Raw genomic sequence first — 17,042 nt, 5'->3', positions numbered from 1 at the left:
ATAATGTTTTTTAAAACTAAGAATGGATTTATAACTTTAATTTTAATAGCTTCATTTTTATTAAGTGGACTTGTTTTTTATTTATTTAAAATAGAAAATAGTACAAAAAATTATGATAATTATAAAAATAGTTTTACAACTTTAAGATTAATTGACAAAGACTTTGAAAACTTCCTTAATAAAAATAGTAAACTAATAAATTTTGATTTTATTGTAAAAAAAACTAATAGTTTTGAAGAACATTTATTAAAACTACAAAATAGTAGTCTCACAAATGAGTTTGGAAATGATTTTAAAATATTACTAAACGATATTGAGATTCTTTATTTAAAAAAACTGGAATTAATAGAAGATTTCAAATCAAGATATTCAAATAGACTTAACTCTTTACACTATCTTTTCGATTTAAATAAAAGTATTACAAATGATGAAGGTAAAAATAATGAATTAAAAAATACTATTAATCAAATAACTTTTTTATTAGTTCAAGATTATGTAAATGTAAATGAAAATAAAAAAGCCATAGAAAAACTTTTATCTAAAATTCAAGAAAAAGATATTGATTTAGATATAGATTTTTTTCAAAAACATACAAAAAATATATTAGTTCTAAAAAAAGAACTAATGATGATTTTAGAAGAATCAAAAAAAATACATTTAAGTGAGAATATAGTTGAAACTTCAAATTATTTAGAAAAAGTTTATGACAAGGAACTATTTTATCAATTAGTTATTGCATTAGTCTTTTTTATTTTATCTGTTTTTTTAGTAATTATTATGATAAAACTTTATTTAAATACCTTAAAAATCCAAAATGAACTACAAGCTTTCAAGTACGCTGTACAACATAGTGATAATTCGGTAGTTTTAACTGATCCAAACAGAAAAATATTATATGTAAATGAAATTTTTGAAAGTAACTCTGGATATAAAAAAAGGGAAATAATTGGTAGTAAACCAAAAGTTTTACAATCTGGTTTAACACCTCGAAGTAGATATAGAAAATTAAATGAAAAACTAAAAAATGGTCAAAAATGGGAAGGTGAATTTATTAATAAAAGAAAAGATGGTACGATTTATTATGAAAAAGCCTCAATTGTTCCTATTTTCTTAAATGGCGAAGTTGTAAATTATCTTGCTATAAAACTTGACATTACAAAATATATAAAACAACAAGAAGAGTTAAAAGAATCAGCTATTGTATTTGAAAATACTCAAGAAGGTATTTTAATTATTGATAGAAGTGGAGATATTATTTCTGCTAACAAAGCTTATGAGGAAATCTCTGGATATACAAATAAGGAATTAATAGGTAGAAAACCTAATGTTTTAAAGACAAATAAACAAGATAAAATGTTTTATAAAAAAGTATTAACATATTTAAATAGATATGGGCATTTTAAAGGAAAAGTAAATGATATCGCAAAAGATGGTACTTTAATTCCTACTTGGTTAAATATTACAGCAGTGAGAAACAAAGAAGGAAAAATATTAAAATATATTTCAATTCATACAAATCTTCAAGAAATTATTGATACACAAGAGAAAGCCGACTTTTTAGCTTATCATGATAGTTTGACATCTCTGCCTAATAGAGTGATGTTAGAAGAACACTTAAGTCATGTAATAGATATTTCAAAACGAAATGATTATGTAGTATCACTACTTTTCTTAGACCTTGATAGATTTAAAATTATAAATGATACTTTAGGGCATAATATAGGAGATAAACTTTTAATAGAAGTTTCAAAAAGAATAAAATCAGTTTTAAGACAATCTGATATGCTTGCTAGAATGGGTGGAGATGAATTTGTAATAGTATTAGAGTCAGCCAAAAATAAAAATAGTGCAGGTTTTGTATGTGAAAAGATTTTAGAAATTGTAAAACAGCCTATTAAAATAGATAATTTTAGATTAAATACAAGTGCAAGTATTGGTGTAGCTATGTATCCAAATGATGGAGATACAATGCAAACATTGATTAAAAATGCAGATACAGCAATGTATTATGCAAAAAAACAAGGTAAAGATACTTTTGAATATTATGATGAAAAACTCTCTGTTGATGTACATGATCAACTAGTTATAGAGCAGTCTTTAAAACAAGCAGTAGAAAAAAATGAATTATATTTAACTTATCAACCTCAATATGATTTAAATACTAGAAAAACAAAATCTTTTGAAGCACTTGTACGGTGGGAAAATGATAAATTAGGTTTTGTATCACCTTCTACTTTTATTCCTATAGCTGAGGATACAGGACTTATTGTTTCTATAGGAGAGTTTATTTTTAAGAAAGCTTGTGAAGATTTTATGAAGTTTAAATTAATAGATAGAACTTTAGAATATATAGCAATCAATATTTCAAGTGTACAATTTAGATCAGCAGATTTTTTACTTAATATTAAAAAGATAATAGATGAAGTTGGAATAAAACCAAATCAAATTGAATTGGAATTAACAGAAAGATATATTATGGATTTTGGTGAAGATAGTATAAAAATGTTGAATGAATTAAAATCTTTAGGTTTTAAAATGTCAATTGATGATTTTGGTACAGGTTATTCATCTATGAGTTATTTATCTAAACTTCCTGTAGAAACTATTAAAATTGATAAAGCATTTATTGATTATATACCAAAAGATAATAATAACTTACAAATTACAAAAGCAATAATCGCTTTAGCTAAAAGTTTAGGTTATAAAACAGTAGCAGAAGGTATAGAGTATCCTGAGCAAGAAGATGTTTTAAATAGGCTTCATTGTGATATTGGTCAAGGCTTTTTTTATGCAAAACCACTTGAATTTAAAGCCATAAAAGAAATGTTAGAAATACAAAATATGTAATTTGGTTACAATGTTATAAAAAATGTTATAAAAAATATAATAATTTAATATAAAAAGAATATTTAAATGATAAAATTATTATTAATAAGTTATATTATTAGTGATAAGGAGAGTTTAAATGGATAATTTATATACGATGTTAGGAGCTATATCTTTTATAGGTTTAGTATCTTTAATGACTGTTTATTATCTTGATAGAAAAAAATCATCATAAATAGAAGTTTTATACTTCTATTTATATAATAATTAATCTTTAAGTGTTTCAATATCAACTAGTTCAATACCTATACAATCTTTTTTATTTAGCTTTCTAGCATTGGCGTCTTCTTCTGCTAATGATACTAAATCTGCAAAATCATCTTTTCTAGCTTCAAATTGATAAAACTCTTTTTGGGTTTCTATTTTTATATTTGAATCACTATTTTTTGTATTTAGAGCTATATTTCTGATACCTTTTGCAAATTCTGCTTTTATAGCTTTAGCAACTTTTTCATTTGTAAGCAATTGCTCTAATGTGATTTCTAAGTTAAAATCTGACTTGCACAAAATCTTGTAAGTAACCAAAATTTTACCTTCCATAAAATAAACCTTTATTTTTGTTTTTTATATTTTAACAAAACTTTTTTGATTGTTTAGATTTTATTGCATTTTGTTATATTTTAGATAAAATCTAAATTATATAAATTTGAGGATATTTTATCAATGGGAACTAATCAACAAAAAAATATTGCAATGTTTATTGATTGTGATAACGTTAGTGCAAAATATATAGATAGTATTTTTAAAGATCTATCTCAATATGGAAAAATTACTATTAGAAAAGCTTATGGTGATTGGTCAAGTAGACATCTCAATGCTTGGGAAAATGTTTTATTAGACTATAGTATTCAACCTTATCAGCAATTTGCTTACACAAATAATAAAAATGCTTCTGATATTGCAATAGTAATTGATGTTATGGACTCAATATATACTAAAGATATTGATATAGTTGCTTTGATTACAAGTGATAGTGATTTTACTCCACTTGTTGCAAGAATATTATCAGATGCAAAAACCGTACTTGGATATGGAGAAGAAAAAACACCAGATGCCTTAGTAAAAGCTTGTTCTCAATTTATTTATGTAGAAAAATTTATTCAATTACAAGAAAAAGCACAAGTAATTGATGATACTAATGAATATAAATATGATTTTAAAATAAGTTATAAAGGTGATGATTATGATGCAAAAAAAGATAAGAATCTAAAGAAGTCTCTTCTTGATGCCGTTGAGCAAGTATCAGGTGATAATGGATGGGCTGATTTAAAAGATGTAGGTTTATATATCAGTCAAAATAGTTCTTTTTCACCAATTAATCATGGATTTAATAAATTAGGAGCATTAATAAAATATCTTGATATTTTTGAAGTTAGGTATATAAATGATAATTTAACTATGTTAGTAAAACCTAATAAAAAGGTTTTTGGTAAGTATTGAGAATAAAAGTAGATTTATTAAGTTCTGTTGATTATTTTGGTGGAGATGTCCGGGAATGATATATATATTCTTAAAGTTTTACAAAGTTTTACAAGTACTTCTGGAAATACCTAAAAATAGTCTTTTATTTTGAGTTTTAATTGAAAAAGTATTATAATGTTTTACAAGGTATTACAATATAAGGGTAGGTAAAAGGTAGGAAAATGTCAGGAGAAATAAAATCGAAAAAGTATACAGGTGTTTATCATAGAATATTAAAGAATAAAGATAAATGCTATTATATCACATATAAGGACTTAGAAGGAAAAAAAATATGGTTAAAAGTTGGAAGACATTCTGAGGGGATTAGAGAACCATATTGCTATCAAAAAAGAAATGAAATAGTCTCTCAAATTAAAACAGGTGACGAACAGACTGTAATCATTAATAGAAGAATTAAACGTAATGAAGTAAAACTTGATGAAGTTGCATTAGAATATCATAACTCTCGTAGATTAAGGAGTAAAGAAAAAAGTGTTAAAGATAGTATTTCTAGATATGAAAGGTATATAAAACCTATTTTTGGTAACAAATCATTAAATGATATAAAGAAGTCAGAAGTTGAAAAAATGATGAGGGATTTAAAAGGAAAACTATCTAATAGTACGATTAATAATATTAAAGAAAAACTATCTACAATTATTAATTTTGCAATTAATTCTGACGAAATAAAGTATGATAAAGCTAACCCTGTATCGAAAATTCATAATTTAAAGACGGACGATAAAAGAGAAAGATATTTGAGTAAAGATGAAATTCAGTTTTTAATTTCGGAATTGAATCCAAATAGTTTAATTTATATATTTACTAAATTAGCATTAACTACTGGAGGGAGATTAGAAACAATTTTAAATATAAAAAAGATTGATTTAAACTTTTCTGATAAGACAATTAATCTTTATGATTTTAAGAATGAGACAAATTATAAAGCTTTTATTCAAAAGAATTTTGAAGAAGAATTATTTAATTTTGTAAAAGATAAAAAAAATAATGAATATATTTTCCCAAAAGATATAGATATAACAAAAAAAATACAAAGAGATTTAAAGCCTATTTTAGATACAAATTTTAATCAAGGATTAGATATAAATGATAGAAAAAATAGGGTGGTAATTCATACGTTTAGACACACTTTTGCTTCTCAATTAGCAATTAATGGAACACCTATTTTTACTATTCAAAAATTAATGAATCATAAAGATATTTCTATGACAATGAGATATGCAAAACTTGCACCTGATAGTGGTAGAGAGAATGTAGATAGTTTATTTTAAAATATTAAGAGAATAATTCTCTTAATATTAACCATGATAAATGAGGACACCATATTTAGTTTCAGATACTAAAAAACCACTTGCACGTAAATCTCTGGCAATAAGTGAATAGTCTAAATATCTTTCTGTTATTTTTTTTAAATCAAAATCATATTCATCTAATATTAATAAAAATCCATAGGTATCTGATTCATATAACCTATCCAATAGTTCATAGTCGTCTGAACCTGCACTAATATCCCTAACTAATCTATTTTTACTATCATTAGAAAGATAATACTGTAAAGACTGAGGAGTGAAATTCATATATGGAAATTCATTATCTACTATTAAATCAAAAAAATACTCTTCAACTGTTCTAAATGAAGTTAGTTCATATGAATTTTGAATATTATCAAATTGTTCATGTAGTTCATGAATACTATAACTTTCACGTTCTGAAACAGATAATAATAGATTAATAGTATCTTTGACATTATCAGATTTATCAATCAACTCATAAAAATCATCTAAAAAGTTTAATGAACAGTTGTATCCCTCTAAATCCATAAAAAAGTTATATTCATCCTCAATATCAGTGATTTTATATTCACTATTATCATCATCTAAGAATGTAGTAATTTCATCACTATCTAATGGAAAATAAAAAACCTCTTCTTTATAATTTTCTAAATTTTGAATTGTTAATTCAGCTTGCATAATAAATTCCTTTTAATTTATATTTTAATAATGAACCATAGAGAAAATTCTATGATACTTTTTGAACTTCTTCTTTGAAGAAATCAACATTATTTACGATATTAGACGTTACTTTACTATTGTCTTTAACCATAAATATCTCAACACTTTTTTTACCCTCCTTTCCATTTCTATAAATAACATCCTTCTTAATGTATTTATATGAATGTTTTTGTGAAAACTCCTCTATATAAGGGTTATGGTTGTTGTAATACATAAAGTGACATTGACTGTTTTTCATTTTTGTTAATAGTTGTCTGTGATTAAAGTTGTTAATACCATAGTTGTAAGAACAACTTAAAATATTGTCAGAAGTTTTCTCTTCCTCATACTTTACGTATGGTGGGTCTAATAATACTAATGAGTTTGTATCATTATTAACTTTTTTAAGAACAGTTTCATATCTACATACAGAAAACTTGATATTTCCCATATTGAAGATTTTGTGAAAAATCTCAACTTTATTAATCAATAATGGAACTCTTTTAACTTTTTTAGAACAGAAACTGTGATGCATCTTATTTAACTTGGTTTTCATATTGAAGTTCAACATACCACCTTGGGTATTTGAATTTAGATACATAAAGTATGCAGCCCTTTTAGGGTTCATTTTCTTTGATTTTTCTAATTCTGTAAATCTTCTATGAATCTCTTCAAACCACTCTTTTGATTCATCTTTTGTATCAGGATAATACTTCCCATAAAGTCTAAAATATTCTATATCAATAGATGCCAACCATTTTTGAACTATTTTTGGGTTTCTTTGAACTTGTCTATAACAATTAACTAGTGAGTTATTAGTATCGGATAAAAATATGTCTTTTACTCCATATTTTAATAATACAGATAGTGAATTATAAACTGACCCAAATCCACCTAAAAATGGTTCAAAATACTTTGTAATATTTGGATTATTTGTAAGAATTTTTATTAATTCTTCTTGTTGCATGGTTTTATGATTAGATTTTCCACCACTATAAATAATAAACACAAATCTACTAGTATCACCATCATCTTTAAATGATTCTACATTTACTATATTATTATCTTTATTTTTGAGAAATTGTTCATACTCTTCATCAGTCATTTGTTGAATATCTAAAAACAAATCTTCATCTCTTGAATATTGTATTAATGATTGATTAACATACATTTGTAAAGAAATGGTTTTTCTATCTATATTTTTTCTTAATATTAAACAACTTCTTTCAACAGTTTTCAATTGAAGTTTTTTGAACCCCTTTTTTAAAACTCTTTTATTTGAGTTAGTCATAAATAATAAAATAAATAATACTGATAAGGTTTTTTGATTCTTTGTCATAATGAACTCCTTTTACGACACTTTGATAGTATTTGATAAATAATCAACAACATTTACAACTGGGAATAAAACTTTTCCGTTTTTCCCTGTTCCAACTTTTATATACTCAGGAATACCTACTCCTTTAACAATGTAGTTATTAATAGAGGAAACAGACATACCTAATTCACTTGCAAGTTCTTTTTTTGTAAGTGTAGATTTCTGATATCTTTCACTTAGCTCTTCATAGAGTTTTTCATAAAAAAAATTGTTCATATGAGCTCCTTTAATTTCATATTCTGAAATCATATAGAAAGCATAAGAAGCGATGTTATCGAGTGTGTAAGTGTAAAAATGTAATTTTAGTATAGTCAGAATATTAAATTATTTAGAAAAATAAAAAGTTAGTATAGTTGTAATTTTTAGACAGAATTATTTTATAAAAGTTAGTATAGTCAAGATATGTGATTTAATAAAATTAGTATAGTCAGATATAGAATTGATATAAAAAATAGACTTTTAGTATAGTCAGTCTATTTTTAATTGGTTTAAATCTTTGAGTATGAAGTTTCTAAATTTAGAAAAAAATACCATTATCTTGATTAAGTTCTTTGGTAGTTTTATTTAATTTATAATTATTATATTTTTTAACATCAAAGTTTATGTATGACTTATATTGTTCTATCTTCTCGGCATTAGTCAAATTAAAAAGAGCAACACTATTAAACATAGTAGTATAAACTATTTTTGCTCTTTCTTCGGAGCAACCAATCTTATAAAGCTCTTCATAAATAATATCTCGTTTTTCTAATTGAGTAACATTAGTAATTAAAACTTCTTTTTCCTCTTTTGATAGAGTTCTTGAAAGATTTGAAATGGTATTTATTACATAGTCATAATATTTTTGTGAGTTCTCTTTGTTAAAAAGCATATTAGAATAAATTAAAATATACTCTTTAAAGTGTTTTAATTTAAATGTATCAGCAGTGTCATCTATATAGTTATGATATTGAAAGTGCCCATAGTTATAGTTCATCATATCAATATTATATGCTTTAGCTTTTAACTTCTTCATATTATAAACAATAATTACAGCTTCATCTCTATTTATTGATGTGTTAAAACCTAATTTATCATTAGCAATTTTCTTCGCAGATAATTCTTTTGAAAATTTCTCTACGTTTTCAAACTCTTTATTTACTTCCATATATTCCTACTTCTTTAAAATCTAATACATTTAATTTTGAAATTTTTCCACTGTAAGAGTTTTCTTACAATGTTTATAGATAAGTAAAAATCTTATCAAAAAAAAACTAAAAGGATATTCAAAATGAACAGTCAATTATTATTAATGGGAGAGATTAACTTCTTAAAAAAATCAGAGTTCAATGGTGAAACAATTCATAAATTACAGTTTTTACAAGAAGATGAAACAAAAGGTATATCAATAATCGAAGTTAAACTTCAACCAACACAAGACATTACAAACTTAGCAAGGGGAACAAAAGTTCAAGTTCCAATAACTATTTCTGCGATGGATAGAAATGTGTTTTATAAACAACGTGGGAAAATAGTAATTAAATAATGAAAACTACTAATTATAAATATCAAGATAAGCATAAAATTAATGTTTATCTTGACAAACAAATTTTAAAAGAGATTAGAACCTATCATAAAAAAAGTGGTATCAAGTTAATCAAATTATATAACGACATTATTAAACGTGGATGGCGAGATTATAAAAGGAGTTTTGATGTATTTAAAGAATAGAGAATATACAACTTCTGAAAAGTTTTTGTATAAGCTTTGCTATGATGATAACGTTATAAAAATAGTTCGATTAATGGATGTATTTTTAATAGCATTTATATCTTCATATGTAATTGCAGAATATGAATTATATGTTGAATGGTTAAAGGTTTATTATGAATAAAGAGATAACCATTTACCATTTAAAAAAAGTCTCAATATTTTTTATAGTATCAGTTATTCTGTTTTTCATAATATCAGCGATTTTAGTCATTAATACAGATATAATTAATCAAAGTTATATTAATAAAACTACTTTAAAACAAGTTCCCAAACATTATATTATTACTGATAAAAATGGAGATATGTATTCAATTGACTTAAAAGAAAAAAGTTTATTAAATCGTGACTTTGTTGTTCATTCAAAAGTTCAATTTGAGAATATCATGCAAGAGCAGTATGAATTTTCAATCAAAGAGTATTTCAATAATCTATTTAACTATAAACTATCATACAGTTATTCCCAAGAGATTAAAAATACCAATTTTATATTATGCTATTTAGGTGCAATGGCTTTGTTTATATACTTGTTATATAACTATATAAAACATATTAAATATTATCTGATACCCATTCATTTTAATATATTTAATACCATTGGAATAGAGCCAAAACAAAAAAAGGTTTATGATAGATTTGTCAAACTAAGTGACAACCAAATTATTTATAAAAACTGTTCAAAAATTAATTATGATATATATGTTAAAGAGTTAGACAATATTAAACAGTATCTGAATTTAAAAGATGAAAGTTTAGAGGTTGAAAGATACAAAGATAAGTCTATATCAATAATTATTACACAACTTCCTAATCTGGTTCCATTCGATAAATCAAAACTTCAAAAAGGAAAAATACACCTAGGAATTGATAAACATAAACAAGATTTTTATATTGATATACAATCTATGACACATTATATTACAGTGGCTACTACTGGTGCAGGAAAATCAGTTTATACTCAAAATCTTTTACTCTCACTATTTTACAATCACGAAAAAGTAGATAAATTTTATTTAATCGACCCAAAAAGAGCTGAATTTGGAAGATATAAAAAATTAAAAAAAGTTCATTATGCAAGTAGTGATGAAGAGATATTAAATACCTTTAAAGAACTCCAAGAAATTATGTATCAAAGGTATGATGAAATGGAAAGTGACAGTTTAGATAGTGGAGATGTGTTATACCAAGGTAATTATATATTTATGGTTATGGGATGAGTTCGGAACACTTGGAACAATATCTAATAAGGATATTAAAAAAGAGGTTGAAAGAATACTAATTGATTTACGACAAAAATCAAGACGTGCCAAGATTAAAATGTTATTTATAGGACAAAAAGCTCTTAATACTTCTATTCCTTCTTCAATATTGACAAATTTATCTTCAAGAGGTGTTATGCAAACGGATGACAGTGACAATATAAATAAAATGGTTGGTAGTAGTGAAGAGTTAAAAGAAAAAGGAATTAATCCTAAAAAGTTTCCAAAAGGAAGATTATATTTTAAAAATGGTGATAATGGGCAGAACACCTTAGTTCAAGTGTCATTTTTTAATTTACAAGATACCGAGCATTTAGATGTATTAAAAGAGGTGGTTCAAGATTTAATTGTTGATGAATTAGATGAGACAGTTCAAACATTGAATTATGATGTGGAAATAAAAATCTTATGGGATAGAACTAAACAATTAGATAATCAAGTTTTAGCTTCTCAAATTAGAACTGAAATACAAAGAGTAAAAAGAAATATTAAAGCAAATGAGTTATCAAAGATAGAAGAAGAGATTAATCATATAAAAAACTTGTTAAAATAGGGTTATTGAGGTTCTTTTTGTGAAGAGATTTGTCTTGTAACAAAAGGTTCTCAATGTTCCTATTTTTTTATTAGTAAATACGTTGAAATAATTCCTTGTTTTATTAAAATGTATATATTTAAGAAAGTGGGGTATGAATAAAAATGAACAGTTTAGTCGATAGATACATTGAAGATAGTAAGAATAAATTCAATGAAAAAAATATTAAAAATAAGTTGTTTTCTCAAAAAATATTATTTAAACGAAAGAATGAAAATAAGGCTTTTACATTAAGTGAAATCGAGGATTATAAATCAAAGGTTTATAATGCACAAGTCCAAAGTGAGATTTTTTCAATATCAAAGATTATGGAAAATAAAGTAGTGTTTTTTCAAACGGCTACTATTAATCCATCTCTAAATATCACTTCAACTGATAGAACATTCCCTCTAATAGATAATAAAATTAAAGAACAGTATGAATGCTTTAAAAAATTTCATAGATATAGAAAGCAGTTCAAGTTCAATAACAAAAAACAAGACTTTAAATTTATAAGGGTGTATGAACTTACGAAAGCATGTAATCTACATTCTCATAATATAGATATTCTTTCAAATACTAGTAAGATAGAACATTATCTTAAATCTATTATTCATCGCAGGAAGTCAAATCAAATAGCAAGAGTTGAATTAGCTATTACAAAACCTATTTTTCAATACGTAAAAGAACTTTTTAGTAATGGTTTTACAATTAGAGTTAATAATAGATATATTCAGCTAAAACTTATTAAAAAACATGGCTTATATACTATTGAAAATATAAATGAAATGGGTAAAGGGAACTTTATATATTTTAAGATTTTAAATCAAGAACCAAAAACTCAAAAGAATATTACAAAATATGTATTTAAATATCTTTTGAAGAGTAAAACACCTAATAAAATTTCAAAAGAAATGGCTATATTTTCAAAATTAAAAATTAGACGGTGTCAATACTCATTAGATTTTTTTTCTTGTGGCATTAGAAAAGATATTCTATATAGAACTTCATCAAAACTTTATAATATAGTTTATAAATATAAAAATGAGGATATAAGATTAAGACCAAAAACTGAGCAAAAAAAATGTTTTATCTTTTATACGGCTAAACTATTTAAAAGAACAACACTTTTTAAAATAAGAAATTGTATCTATTACAGAAAAAATTTTAAATCAGATGCTAAATGGGTTGAAGTTTTAGACACAAAAAAATACTCAGTTGAAGTATTTAAAGATAGGTTTTCAGATACTCAAACATATTGTGAGAAGTCAAAAATAAATGAAAATATGACTGATAATGATTATGTCAAAATGGTAAATGATTTCATTAGAAGTATTTATTACTATACAGGATTAGAAAATTCAGATAATATTGATTTATATGATTATGAGTTCGTAAAGGAAAAACCATATTTAAAAGACTTATATTCAATTCAAGAATTAAAATGGGATAGAGAACAGGAATCAAGAAATAACAAAAATAAAATCTCAATCATAGAAAAAAAAATCTTTAAAAACATGACTTTTAATAAGAATAAAATTAAGATTTTTAATAACTTTTAATTGTTAATAATTTTTTTAATGTATTCCGGTTTATATGCTGGAACTTTTCTATGTAACATAGCATGACAATTTGGACAAACAGGTATTAAATCTTTTATTGGATTTACGACATACTCTCCTTTTATTTCAGATAAAGGAATTAAGTGATGCACATGAATAAATTCTCTTCCTAGTTTTCCATATTTCTTTTCAAAATCAAAACTACATATTTTACAGGTATAACCAAATTCATCTAAGCAAGCTTGTCTTGCTTTTGTATCACGCTCATAGATATTAACTAGAACTTGTTTTTTTGTTCCCTCCAAAATTTTTTCTACTTCATTACTAGAAATCTCGTCAGGATAAACAATATTATTAGCTTTAATTTGTTCAAGTTCTTCTAATAATTTTCTTTGCTTTTTCATTGTGATATTTTGTAGACTTTCATAATAGCTAATATGAAGTCTTACAGAAGTTAAAGCTTTATTAAACCTATCAATTCCAAAGTCTTTTAATATATTTTCTAAATAAAATTTTGTGCCATCATAACTAATTGTTCTTGTATATTCTTCCCCATCCATTAAATGCTTAAAAGCGTATATATAATCAGCCATTGAGTTTTTATTCATATCATATGTATTAACAAGATAATCTACTCCCTGACTAAAAGACAACTCTGAAAAATAAACTTGTTTTGATATATCATAAATTTTTTCAATAATTTTTAGTGTAATTCTTGGCATTAAAATCCTTTTATTGATTATACAAAAATAACTTTTAAACATTAGTCTGCTATGATAAACAAAAAAATTAGGAGATATAATGGGAAATAATCAATCAGGCTTTGATAATGAAGATAAAATAATAGATGCTCTTCATAATAAGACATTTAATCAAATTAATACTAATTTACAAGAACTTATAAAATATTGTTTTACTAATTACAATGGAACTATTTTATGTGAAAAACAAGCAGGACAGAATAAAAGTGATTTAAAAATAACAATTGGTAGTGAAAGTTATACATACTCTATTAAAAAAGGAACTGGTAATAGTGTTCATCAGGAGCCAGTAAGTAAATTTATTGATTTTTTGAAAGAAAACTATTCTATAACAGCTCAATTAGAAAATGACATAAAGTTTTTCATTTGGGGAGATGATACTTTTGATGGTACAGGTGAAGTAAAAAATAGATTAAGTGCTCCAAAATTTAAAAAACAACATCCAGATATTATAAAAAGAATAAATGATTTTTTTACACCATTAAAAAAAGATTTAATAAAAAGATTTGTTATTGATGGTGCTGACTGTTCGACTTTTTCCTCTGACTATATTTACTATGGAAATGAAATGGAAGGTGTTTGTTGTAAATCAGAAAAAGCATTAGATTGGTTAAGTGAGAATAATAGTAATGGTGCAATACCTATTGGTAGATTATCTTTTCAAGCTTGGAATAGAAATATAAATGGTGGAGATAAATCAGAACATAAAAGAGGTGTAATTCAATTAAAATGGGGAAGTATTAAAGAAGATATAAAAAAGGCAAGAGATGAATAAGGGAACTGCACAAGGTGATATAGAAGAAATAAATTTAGTAAAAGAGTTAAATAGAGATAAACAATCTGAACTTTGGAAAATTTTAGACTTTGGAGAAAATCATAATCTTTTTGCTGTAAGATGTTCATCTAAAAAATATTCTAAGGTTCATGAATCAAAAGAATCTCCTAAAACTGATATATTTATAATTAAAACAAATGATAAAATTGATTTAGAAGATTATTTTATAGATGAAAAGATATTAGAGAGACAAAATATTTCTTTTGACTATATAGAAAATAGTGGAATTTCAGTGAAAGAAAGAGAATCAAAAAGTTTTACTTATCATAAAATGAGTCAAGAACCTTTTTGTAAAGTTTTTGGGAATTATGAATTAGGTTGTGCAATACAATATTTTGTTAAAGAAAGTGATTTTCATAAAAATGAAGTTATTGAAGAGAAATGGAAAACTAATGAAAAGAAAGTTAAAGAAAAGTTAATTGAATTAAAAGATATACATAATTATGAAGAAGAATTAGAGTTAAATAATTATAAAGAAATTAAACAATCAGCCATCTCTTTAACTAAACATATTATTAATAATGACAAAAATATATCAGACTTTATATTTAGAGGTGTAGGAGCTTTTGAAAATCCTTTTTTTGTGAATTATTTGTATAAAGAGGGCAAATTAATTAAAGATTGTTATCCATCTAAATATTCTATAACTACTGGTTCAGGTAGAAGTAATGGAACATCTTTTACAGTAGTTATAAAACCTTAATAATTTCTTCCCCTATAAGTTTAACAATTTTAGGGGATACACTATTCCCTATTTGTTTATAAGATTGATTTTTAGAGTTTGGTAAGATAAAGTTCTTAGGAAAACCCATTATTTGCAATGCTTCATCTTCTGAAATCCTTCGCTTTAAATCTAAAATAATTGGTACATTATTACCACCTGTCCCCATTTTTGCTGTTAAACAAGGACTAATATTATCTGAACGACTACTACATCTTGACGGGCGAACCTCTGTAATAATTGTATGTTTATTTATATTCTTTATTTTGTTATTTTCTATATGAGATTTTAAATGTTTTCTTACCGTATCTGTTATATCAGAGTTTTTATTATTATAATCAATTATATTTTCTAATTTTAATGTTGATTTAATTCTTTTAGGAAAACTAAATTCTTTATAGTTTTTAACTTTATTTTTTTCAAATCCAACAATAAAAATTCTTTCTCTATTTTGAGGAATATTAAAATCTTTTGTATTTAAAACTTCATAATATACTTCATAATTAAGTGATTTTAGATTTGATTTTATAACATCAAATGTGTTGCCTTTATCATGATTAACTAAGCCTTTTACATTTTCTAATATAAAGGATTTAGGTTTTTTCTCTTTAAGAATTCTTAATACATCAAAAAATAAAGTTCCTCTTGTATCTTCAAAACCTTTTCTTAATCCTGCAATACTAAAAGGTTGACAAGGAAACCCACCACATAAAATATCATGGTTAGGAATTTCACTTTCCTTTATCTTTGTAATATCTCCAAATGGTTTTTCTTTAAAATTCTCATAATAAGTTAATTGAGCAAATTTATCAATTTCACTACTAAAAACGCAATCGCCGTTAATTTCTTCAAGGGCAAGCCTAAATCCACCTATTCCTGCAAACAAATCAATAAACTTGAACTTATTACTCAATATTTTATTCCTTTTAAAATATGTGCAATAGTATCAACAGTAAAAGCATTCCCTATCATTTTATATCTTTGAGTATCACTACAACTACTAGTATAATTGTCAGGGATTTTTTGTAATCTCTCGCATTCCAGTGGAGTTAATTTTCTAATTCTTCCATTATCAAATATTTTTGTAGTATCTGTTCTTGCTAAAATTGTTGGTGATTTACTTTCTAATGAATAAACTCTTCTTTGTCTTTCATTATCATTATGAACTTCTTTGGGTAAATCAAATAGTTTTTTGATACCTTCTTTTGTTTCTGTTTTATTATTATCAATACTTACTTCTTTTAAAAATTTTATAACAGGTTCTTTATTTAAAAAATATTTTTCAGGAACATTACTTTCCTTAATATCTTTAATTTTTTCTTTATGAAGTTTATTAGGTAAATTATCAACTTTAATATTTGTCCAATAATATCTAGGCCTAGATTGAGCAGAAAATAATGATGAATTGATTAAAGTATGTTCTACTCCAATTATTTCACTCATTAATGAACCCCATTTATTTTGAACATTTTCAAGTAAAAAATATTTTGGATTTATTTCTTTAAATATTCTGATATACTCGTAAAATAATCTTGACTTTTCACCTTTTAATCCTTCTCCTTTTTGAGCATTACTCAAATCTTGACAAGGACTTCCTCCTATTAATAAGTCAATTTTTGGAAGGTTTTTAGGGTCAATATTTCTTACATCTCCTAAATGAATTATATTTGGATTATTTTCCTTTGAAACTTTAATTGCATATTTGTCAATTTCTGATGCATAATAATTTGATATTGGTATATTTAGCTTTTCAAGTGCAAGGTGAGCACAAGAAATACCATCAAATAAACTTAAAATATTCAATAATTATTCCTTTTTTTAGTAGTATATACAATTTTAATAAAATT

General features: G+C 24.5%; 18 protein-coding genes. 10 read left to right on the top strand and 8 right to left on the bottom strand.

What is annotated here, in order from left to right; translation table 11 throughout:
• Window positions 1–3: 3 nt before the first annotated feature.
• Window positions 4–2,847, top strand: coding sequence for an EAL domain-containing protein (locus ACH5BK_RS06085; RefSeq protein WP_404305478.1), 2,844 nt, complete (start codon window positions 4–6; stop codon window positions 2,845–2,847).
• 246 nt (window positions 2,848–3,093) lie between these two features.
• On the opposite strand, the gene ACH5BK_RS06080 is transcribed toward ACH5BK_RS06085, so the two are convergent.
• The gene (locus ACH5BK_RS06080) at window positions 3,094–3,426 is read right to left on the bottom strand and encodes a hypothetical protein (RefSeq protein WP_404305476.1); all 333 of its coding nucleotides are present in this window, start codon (window positions 3,424–3,426) and stop codon (window positions 3,094–3,096) included.
• Between the two features lie 123 nt (window positions 3,427–3,549).
• Here ACH5BK_RS06080 and ACH5BK_RS06075 point away from each other — a divergent pair, with 123 nt between their 5' ends.
• Entirely contained in the window at window positions 3,550–4,326 is a 777-nt protein-coding gene (locus ACH5BK_RS06075; protein WP_404305474.1) for an NYN domain-containing protein, read from the top strand.
• A gap of 203 nt (window positions 4,327–4,529) precedes the next feature.
• Window positions 4,530–5,639 carry a tyrosine-type recombinase/integrase gene (locus tag ACH5BK_RS06070; RefSeq protein WP_404305472.1) on the top strand — a complete coding sequence of 370 codons (1,110 nt, stop codon included), beginning with the start codon at window positions 4,530–4,532 and terminating at the stop codon, window positions 5,637–5,639.
• Between the two features lie 27 nt (window positions 5,640–5,666).
• Here the strand turns inward: ACH5BK_RS06070 and ACH5BK_RS06065 are convergent, their stop codons facing one another.
• The 4 genes from ACH5BK_RS06065 to ACH5BK_RS06050 all read right to left on the bottom strand — a co-directional run bounded on the left by ACH5BK_RS06065 (window position 5,667) and on the right by ACH5BK_RS06050 (window position 8,884).
• Window positions 5,667–6,338: a hypothetical protein gene (locus ACH5BK_RS06065; RefSeq protein WP_404305470.1), complete on the bottom strand. Its 672-nt coding sequence runs from the start codon at window positions 6,336–6,338 to the stop codon at window positions 5,667–5,669.
• Window positions 6,339–6,387: 49 nt separating this feature from the next.
• Window positions 6,388–7,698, bottom strand: a complete 1,311-nt coding sequence (locus ACH5BK_RS06060) for a hypothetical protein (protein ID WP_404305468.1) — start codon at window positions 7,696–7,698, stop codon at window positions 6,388–6,390.
• Window positions 7,699–7,710: 12 nt separating this feature from the next.
• The gene (locus ACH5BK_RS06055) at window positions 7,711–7,953 is read right to left on the bottom strand and encodes a helix-turn-helix transcriptional regulator (protein ID WP_404305466.1); all 243 of its coding nucleotides are present in this window, start codon (window positions 7,951–7,953) and stop codon (window positions 7,711–7,713) included.
• 301 nt (window positions 7,954–8,254) lie between these two features.
• The gene (locus tag ACH5BK_RS06050; RefSeq protein ID WP_404305464.1) at window positions 8,255–8,884 is read right to left on the bottom strand and encodes a hypothetical protein; all 630 of its coding nucleotides are present in this window, start codon (window positions 8,882–8,884) and stop codon (window positions 8,255–8,257) included.
• Window positions 8,885–9,007: 123 nt separating this feature from the next.
• On the opposite strand from ACH5BK_RS06050, the gene ACH5BK_RS06045 reads away from it, so the two are divergent.
• From ACH5BK_RS06045 to ACH5BK_RS06025, 5 genes are all read left to right on the top strand, one after another.
• Window positions 9,008–9,262 (top strand): hypothetical protein, encoded by a 255-nt coding sequence (locus ACH5BK_RS06045; RefSeq protein ID WP_404305463.1) that lies wholly within the window; start codon window positions 9,008–9,010, stop codon window positions 9,260–9,262.
• A 165-nt stretch (window positions 9,263–9,427) separates the two neighbouring features.
• Entirely contained in the window at window positions 9,428–9,610 is a 183-nt protein-coding gene (locus tag ACH5BK_RS06040; RefSeq protein WP_404305461.1) for a hypothetical protein, read from the top strand.
• Window positions 9,603–10,703 carry an FtsK/SpoIIIE domain-containing protein gene (locus ACH5BK_RS06035; protein WP_404305459.1) on the top strand — a complete coding sequence of 367 codons (1,101 nt, stop codon included), beginning with the start codon at window positions 9,603–9,605 and terminating at the stop codon, window positions 10,701–10,703. The genes ACH5BK_RS06040 and ACH5BK_RS06035 overlap by 8 nt, the downstream gene beginning before the upstream one ends.
• Complete coding sequence (locus ACH5BK_RS06030; protein WP_404305457.1) at window positions 10,660–11,298, top strand: hypothetical protein; 639 nt, start codon at window positions 10,660–10,662, stop codon at window positions 11,296–11,298. Before ACH5BK_RS06035 ends, ACH5BK_RS06030 begins: the two co-directional genes overlap by 44 nt.
• Window positions 11,299–11,441: 143 nt before the next feature.
• Complete coding sequence (locus tag ACH5BK_RS06025; protein WP_404305455.1) at window positions 11,442–12,878, top strand: hypothetical protein; 1,437 nt, start codon at window positions 11,442–11,444, stop codon at window positions 12,876–12,878.
• Here ACH5BK_RS06025 and ACH5BK_RS06020 read toward each other — a convergent pair.
• On the bottom strand, window positions 12,875–13,600 hold the full coding sequence (locus ACH5BK_RS06020) for an HNH endonuclease (protein ID WP_404305453.1): 726 nt from the start codon (window positions 13,598–13,600) through the stop codon (window positions 12,875–12,877). The two genes, ACH5BK_RS06025 and ACH5BK_RS06020, sit on opposite strands and share 4 nt — an antisense overlap.
• Before the next feature lie 79 nt (window positions 13,601–13,679).
• Here ACH5BK_RS06020 and ACH5BK_RS06015 point away from each other — a divergent pair, with 79 nt between their 5' ends.
• Both ACH5BK_RS06015 and ACH5BK_RS06010 read left to right on the top strand, forming a co-directional pair.
• Window positions 13,680–14,414 (top strand): hypothetical protein, encoded by a 735-nt coding sequence (locus tag ACH5BK_RS06015; RefSeq protein ID WP_404305451.1) that lies wholly within the window; start codon window positions 13,680–13,682, stop codon window positions 14,412–14,414.
• Window positions 14,407–15,177: a hypothetical protein gene (locus ACH5BK_RS06010; protein WP_404305449.1), complete on the top strand. Its 771-nt coding sequence runs from the start codon at window positions 14,407–14,409 to the stop codon at window positions 15,175–15,177. The genes ACH5BK_RS06015 and ACH5BK_RS06010 overlap by 8 nt, the downstream gene beginning before the upstream one ends.
• Here ACH5BK_RS06010 and ACH5BK_RS06005 read toward each other — a convergent pair.
• Together ACH5BK_RS06005 and ACH5BK_RS06000 are read right to left on the bottom strand one after the other, a co-directional pair.
• Window positions 15,164–16,108, bottom strand: coding sequence for a DNA cytosine methyltransferase (locus ACH5BK_RS06005; RefSeq protein ID WP_404305447.1), 945 nt, complete (start codon window positions 16,106–16,108; stop codon window positions 15,164–15,166). The two genes, ACH5BK_RS06010 and ACH5BK_RS06005, sit on opposite strands and share 14 nt — an antisense overlap.
• Window positions 16,105–16,998 carry a DNA cytosine methyltransferase gene (locus ACH5BK_RS06000; protein ID WP_404305445.1) on the bottom strand — a complete coding sequence of 298 codons (894 nt, stop codon included), beginning with the start codon at window positions 16,996–16,998 and terminating at the stop codon, window positions 16,105–16,107. Before ACH5BK_RS06000 ends, ACH5BK_RS06005 begins: the two co-directional genes overlap by 4 nt.
• Window positions 16,999–17,042: the final 44 nt, after the last annotated feature.

Origin of the sequence: Arcobacter sp. YIC-80, from assembly GCF_044841725.1 — a bacterium.
Classification (GTDB): Bacteria; Campylobacterota; Campylobacteria; order Campylobacterales; family Arcobacteraceae; genus Arcobacter_B.
Note: the sequence above shows the minus strand (reverse complement) of the source record. Positions and strands in the feature narration are given on the sequence as shown.

Coding starts and splice junctions, on each gene's coding strand:
- ACH5BK_RS06020 (WP_404305453.1), bottom strand. CDS start 13,600: ATGCCAAGAATTACACTAAAAATTATTGAAAAAATTTATGATATATCA.
- ACH5BK_RS06075 (WP_404305474.1), top strand. CDS start 3,550: ATGGGAACTAATCAACAAAAAAATATTGCAATGTTTATTGATTGTGAT.
- ACH5BK_RS06025 (WP_404305455.1), top strand. CDS start 11,442: ATGAACAGTTTAGTCGATAGATACATTGAAGATAGTAAGAATAAATTC.
- ACH5BK_RS06010 (WP_404305449.1), top strand. CDS start 14,407: ATGAATAAGGGAACTGCACAAGGTGATATAGAAGAAATAAATTTAGTA.
- ACH5BK_RS06085 (WP_404305478.1), top strand. CDS start 4: ATGTTTTTTAAAACTAAGAATGGATTTATAACTTTAATTTTAATAGCT.
- ACH5BK_RS06030 (WP_404305457.1), top strand. CDS start 10,660: ATGTGTTATACCAAGGTAATTATATATTTATGGTTATGGGATGAGTTC.
- ACH5BK_RS06050 (WP_404305464.1), bottom strand. CDS start 8,884: ATGGAAGTAAATAAAGAGTTTGAAAACGTAGAGAAATTTTCAAAAGAA.
- ACH5BK_RS06080 (WP_404305476.1), bottom strand. CDS start 3,426: ATGGAAGGTAAAATTTTGGTTACTTACAAGATTTTGTGCAAGTCAGAT.
- ACH5BK_RS06065 (WP_404305470.1), bottom strand. CDS start 6,338: ATGCAAGCTGAATTAACAATTCAAAATTTAGAAAATTATAAAGAAGAG.
- ACH5BK_RS06060 (WP_404305468.1), bottom strand. CDS start 7,698: ATGACAAAGAATCAAAAAACCTTATCAGTATTATTTATTTTATTATTT.
- ACH5BK_RS06045 (WP_404305463.1), top strand. CDS start 9,008: ATGAACAGTCAATTATTATTAATGGGAGAGATTAACTTCTTAAAAAAA.
- ACH5BK_RS06015 (WP_404305451.1), top strand. CDS start 13,680: ATGGGAAATAATCAATCAGGCTTTGATAATGAAGATAAAATAATAGAT.
- ACH5BK_RS06070 (WP_404305472.1), top strand. CDS start 4,530: ATGTCAGGAGAAATAAAATCGAAAAAGTATACAGGTGTTTATCATAGA.
- ACH5BK_RS06035 (WP_404305459.1), top strand. CDS start 9,603: ATGAATAAAGAGATAACCATTTACCATTTAAAAAAAGTCTCAATATTT.
- ACH5BK_RS06055 (WP_404305466.1), bottom strand. CDS start 7,953: ATGAACAATTTTTTTTATGAAAAACTCTATGAAGAGCTAAGTGAAAGA.